We start from the raw sequence: 2,944 nt of genomic DNA on the forward strand, positions 1-2,944 counted from the left end.
TACGTCAAATCGCTAAAACCGCCCGGCAAATCAAGGGCGTTCGGAGTTTTTAACAGGGGACGCTCCACTCCTCATTCAATGTGAAATTCATTGATATGCCGGAAATTCAGGAGCCGGTTTTGCAGCCTAAAGCAAAGCGCCGCAGGATTGCCCCACGGCGTCTTAATAAAACTGAATTTGGGCCATTAAACCTTGAATTAACGGTCAGAAGCCTTCGCGTTCTACGCGCTTGCGTTCAAGTTTACGGGCGCGACGAACGGCCTCGGCCTTTTCACGGGCCTTGCGCTCAGACGGCTTTTCAAAGGAACGGCGAAGTTTCATTTCGCGAAAGATGCCCTCGCGCTGCATTTTTTTCTTGAGGGCCTTCAGGGCTTGATCGACGTTGTTATCTCGAACGGTTACATGCACGGAACTTGATACTCCTTCCTTTAGCCGACACAACGGTTTAAACAGATTTCCCAGTAACGGAGCGGCCTTCTAACACATTCATCAGGCAATGGAAAGGCTGTTTGAAGAGGTAAAGGAATAAGTCTTGTCAATTTTGAAAATTGCCCGCATGGGCCACCCGGCGCTTGACGGCCCGGCGGGTCCGGTCAAGGACCCGGAATCAGACGAAATCAAGCGGCTGGTCGCCGATATGATTGACACCATGGCTGACGCCGGCGGCGTCGGCCTGGCCGCCCCCCAGGTGTATGCCCCCGTGCGGCTGGTGATCTTCCATGTGCCCTCGGCGCTTGACGCCGATGAACGCTATGAAGACGCGGGGCTTGCCGAGGAAGATGACGAAACGCCGTTGACGGTATTGATCAACCCGTCTTTCGAGCCTCAGGGAGATGACGTCTTATGCGCCTGGGAAGGCTGCTTGTCCCTGCCCGGCATGACCGGCTTCGTGCCGCGCCACCGCTGCATCCGCTATTGGGGCGTCGGTCTTCGCGGCGAAAAGATCGAACGCCGGGCAACCGGATTCCATGCCCGCGTCGTCCAACATGAACTTGACCACCTGAACGGCATGTTGTTCCCCATGCGCATGCCTGATTTGAAGCGTTTCGGATTCTCCGAGGAAATGAGGCGCTACCATATCACCGAGGAAGATTAGCTTCCCGTCCGCGAATCGAAGCGCCGATTCGCCTAAAAAAACCAAAAACCACCCGCTGCGCCCGGCCTATCGCCGGACGGCGGCCGTTATCGCTCACACATCGCAAAAAAGCCAAAAAGCCAATAACGACAAGGCATTATCGCGCCGATATATGGTGTGCTTCGTATAGTTTTTTTAAGTTCCCTACCATATGTAGTTGACACAACTGAATTACTTAAATATCAAATCGAATCGTCGGAATCTGAATCGTGGAGTCGTTGACATGATCCGGGACGTTAAGTCGCTGAATAGCAGAATCAGACTACTGGCCTTATTTGCCGGCGCATTGCCGGCGGCGGGCGTGATCGCCGTCATTTCCGGCTGCTCCGGCGATTATGCCGATGTCAGATACGAAGTGAAGCCTGACGACCCGGAAAACTGGATGAACGTAGCCAAAGGCATCAGGCTGAAGGGCGATATGCTGACCGAGGCTCCGCCTTCGTTTATGGGAAATTCCCTCGCTTGCAAGGCCGCCTCGGGCATGTTCCCCGGCATCGGCGCGGGTATCCCGCTTCACCCGGAAGGCGGCATGATATTCCAGGTCAAGATCCGAAACGACACCCCCTATGTAGTCAAACTCAAGTCGTCCGAGATTACCCTGTTTGACCCCGATGGCGTTCAATACGCCGCGCTTAACCGGGACGCGCTGAAGCTTCATTTCCTGGCCGAGCGCCCCTGCCAGGACACGCCGCAACTGACCCTCCAGTACTCCAAGTTGGCGCTGATTGATGGCGATTTCAAAATCCTGCCGGGACGGGCTAATGCCGGATATGTGATCTTCAAGCCCACGGACAGCAAAATGCCGGGGGACTGGTCGGTGTCTTTCTATGACCTTTCGGTGGACTCGGTGAAGCCTTTGCCCAACGCCGAGCCGGAGACTCTTACCTACAAATTCACCCTCAACAAGATCGCCGATGTCTTTACCAAGATCGACTGGACCGGCTCGTTATACGCCAAAACCACCCGGACGCTGACCAAGGAAGATACGCCCGAAAAGGTGCTTGAAGAAGTGAAGGCGTCAAAGGTCGCCGATGAGGAAGCCGCCGCCCGGTCAGCCGCCGAGAGAGCCGCCGCCGAGGACGCCGCCGAGCGGGCAAGGAAGGCCGCCGAGAAAGCCGCCGAGGAAAAAGCCGTCGCCGAAAAGGCCGCCGAGGAAGCCACGGCCCAGGCGATAAAAGAAGCCGCCGCCAAAGAGGCCGCCGAAAAAGCCTCACTTTCCAAGATCGACGCCCTCAAACTGGCCGTCGCCAAGGCCATCAAAGCCGCGAATGAAGCCGCCGACCGCGAGGCCGAAGCCCGCGCCGCCGCCCAAGTCGAAGCCAAAACCGCCGAGACCGCCGCCAACTGGCAGAAGTGGCGATAGGCGTCTACCCCCTCTAACTCCCCCTTTGAAAGGGGGAGAATTTTTAAGAGTCATTTTTTACGGCCACTGGTATAATTCCCGTCCGTATGGTCATTACCAGGAGCATTGTCATGCCGCTGCCGCTGTTGCGTCCTTTCCCCGGATTGCGTCCCGCGCCCAACCGTGTCGCCGAGGTGGCGGCGCCGCCTTATGACGTGCTCAATTCCGAGGAAGCGCGGGTGCGGGCCAAGGGCAAGGAATGGTCTTTCCTGCATGTGTCCAAACCGGAGATCGACTTGCCGTCGGGCATTGATGCGCACTCGGATGCGGTCTACGCCAAGGGAGCCGACAACTTCTTCAGGATGATCGAGAGCGGCATTTTGATGCGCGATCCTGTGCCTTGTTATTACGTTTACCGGCTGACCATGGGCGGCCATTCACAGACCGGGCTGGTGGCGGCGGCCTCA

General features: G+C 57.0%; 3 protein-coding genes and 1 pseudogene (1 of these 4 cut by a window edge). 3 read left to right on the plus strand and 1 reads right to left on the minus strand.

The features are described from left to right. Positions 1-204: 204 nt before the first annotated feature. Complete coding sequence (locus A3H92_08060; protein ID OHC74752.1) at positions 205-408, minus strand: 30S ribosomal protein S21; 204 nt, start codon at positions 406-408, stop codon at positions 205-207. A 148-nt stretch (positions 409-556) separates the two neighbouring features. Between A3H92_08060 and A3H92_08065 the strand changes: the two genes are divergently transcribed. The 3 genes and pseudogenes from A3H92_08065 to A3H92_08075 form a co-directional block, all read left to right on the plus strand. After that, entirely contained in the window at positions 557-1,096 is a 540-nt protein-coding gene (locus A3H92_08065; GenBank protein OHC74862.1) for a peptide deformylase, read from the plus strand. A 262-nt stretch (positions 1,097-1,358) separates the two neighbouring features. Continuing rightward, the gene (locus A3H92_08070; protein ID OHC74753.1) at positions 1,359-2,498 is read left to right on the plus strand and encodes a hypothetical protein; all 1,140 of its coding nucleotides are present in this window, start codon (positions 1,359-1,361) and stop codon (positions 2,496-2,498) included. A gap of 110 nt (positions 2,499-2,608) precedes the next feature. Further along, positions 2,609-2,944 (plus strand): annotated as a pseudogene (locus A3H92_08075) (hypothetical protein); it runs 904 nt beyond the window's last position.

It is taken from the genome of Rhodospirillales bacterium RIFCSPLOWO2_02_FULL_58_16 (assembly GCA_001830425.1).
In the GTDB taxonomy this organism is placed as follows: Bacteria; Pseudomonadota; Alphaproteobacteria; order Rhodospirillales; family 2-02-FULL-58-16; genus 2-02-FULL-58-16.

Coding starts and splice junctions, on each gene's coding strand:
- A3H92_08065 (OHC74862.1), top strand. CDS start 557: ATGGGCCACCCGGCGCTTGACGGCCCGGCGGGTCCGGTCAAGGACCCG.
- A3H92_08070 (OHC74753.1), top strand. CDS start 1,359: ATGATCCGGGACGTTAAGTCGCTGAATAGCAGAATCAGACTACTGGCC.